The sequence below is a fragment of the Psychromonas aquimarina ATCC BAA-1526 genome, from assembly GCF_000428725.1.
Lineage (GTDB): Bacteria > Pseudomonadota > Gammaproteobacteria > Enterobacterales > Psychromonadaceae > Psychromonas > Psychromonas aquimarina.
The window spans coordinates 1-1,688 of record NZ_AUAM01000125.1 but is presented as its reverse complement, the minus strand read 5'-3'; the positions used below and the strand labels follow the sequence as shown (position 1 = coordinate 1,688).

Annotated in this window: 2 protein-coding genes; both read right to left on the bottom strand. The window is 37.0% G+C overall.

What is annotated here, in order from left to right; translation table 11 throughout:
- Positions 1-521 (bottom strand): RNA polymerase sigma factor (locus G337_RS27945; RefSeq protein ID WP_051303428.1); only part of this gene is annotated, 521 nt, incomplete at its 3' end.
- A gap of 336 nt (positions 522-857) precedes the next feature.
- Positions 858-1,304, bottom strand: a complete 447-nt coding sequence (locus G337_RS27940) for a hypothetical protein (protein ID WP_051303426.1) — start codon at positions 1,302-1,304, stop codon at positions 858-860.
- Positions 1,305-1,688 lie beyond the last annotated feature (384 nt).

Below are 1,688 nucleotides of genomic sequence, written 5' to 3'. Positions count from 1 at the left end.
TCCTTTGCCGTCATTAATTTACGAAGCTTGCGAATGGTACGACTGATTATTTGACGTGAATTGTCAGCAGACATTTGCATCTGCTCTGAAATTTCCTTAAAAGTTAAGCCTTGGTTGAAGCGAAGTAACAGCGCTTGACGTTGAGTTACCGATAAACTAGAAAGCTGCTCAATAAGCTCACTGACAGGTGTATGTTCGCTTTCAGTATTGGTATCGGATTGCAGTGACTCCGTGTAAGTGTTGATGTGTTTTTGGTTTTTTTGATGTTTTCTTATGTGGTCAATTAGAGTGTTTCTGGTTATTGTAAAAATCCAAGGTAGAAAAGGGATTTCCTGCCTATAATTATTTCTGGCTACATGAAGTTTGGTAAAGACTTGTTGGAAAACGTCTTCAGCTTCATTCTGATTCTTGAGTTTCTTTATAATAAACCCGAGAATCCTACTTTTATGTCTTTGATACAGAGCATTAAATGCTATCAAGTCACCATTGGCATAGGCTTGCATTAGTTCTTCGTCAGTCAATTTGGCTTACCTTTTTTCAATATTGGAGGATATGCACAGCAGTAAATCATTATAGCTGTTTGTATAATCAACTCTACCAGTTATTTTTACAAACCATTTAGCACAGGTAACCCGATGTGAATTAGACCGCATACATGTTTTCTCTGTAAATCTGAGTTTACATGCCGAATAAATTCCATGAGTCCAAACGTTGCCACATAAGAAACAGTAATGTAAAGTCAGTAGCTAGTGAGAGTTGCAGCAAAGCCTCTCCCGAGCTGTGATATAATATATGGCCTGTTCCGGCATAATTACCGGAACATCTCTTAGCTCAAACTATGCCATATAAGGTTACAATTATTTGAAATACTTCTGGTATGTCTCAAACTGGCCCTTAAGTTGAATTTCTAATGCTCTTGCTGAATTGTAATTATCAGCGAGAGCCAATGCATTGATTGTCGGAATTTGACTATTTAAGAAGATATGGAGCTGGTCATGTGATTTTCCATTCATAGTGCAACCGACAATTAATTCATTGACCTGCTTTTGGAGTTTTACACCTAACGCATTCAAATTTTCTTGGGTCGAATGATCAGTATCTAAAAAGGTTTTTTTCATTTTTTGAGATATAGTCCGAGTGTGAACATCCATATTCCATTGCTCTCCATTGTTCAGGCGTAATCCATCTACAGGCGCCTCAACCCCGTGATTGCTGTGCCCATTACTGGGGTTATCCGCAGCATATCCATAGGAAAAAATAGTGGTTGATAAAGATATAACAACAATTGCAATAGCTTTTTTCATGCAAGATACTCCTTGAGTATTAATAGTTTGATGACGGTTATTTAACTACCACCTATTGAAGCAGGTGGTTTTTATCTTTAAAATTCATATTAATAAAACGTCTGATCGGACTGTTTTGTGACAAGCGATGTAATGTTTTTCTATGCGTTATATTTTTAATCTTTAAATCAAGTGCTTATATTTGTATTTTTATGTTATCAAATTTCAGACTGGCTATTTCCCCCCCCTCACGATATGCTCTAGCCTGATTTCATATACAGGCGCAGTGCTTGTCTATACTTCTGTGTTTTTGAGTACCATCAGTTATACCATTCCGCCTAATTAACTGATCAGTGTCATCCAGTCTCTAGTGCACATTTTCATTATCTCTTTTCCTGCTACTTA

What these genes read in the sequence shown, in the direction of transcription:
- G337_RS27940 (WP_051303426.1), bottom strand. Translation starts at nt 1,304, where the DNA reads ATGAAAAAAGCTATTGCAATTGTTGTTATATCTTTATCAACCACTATT.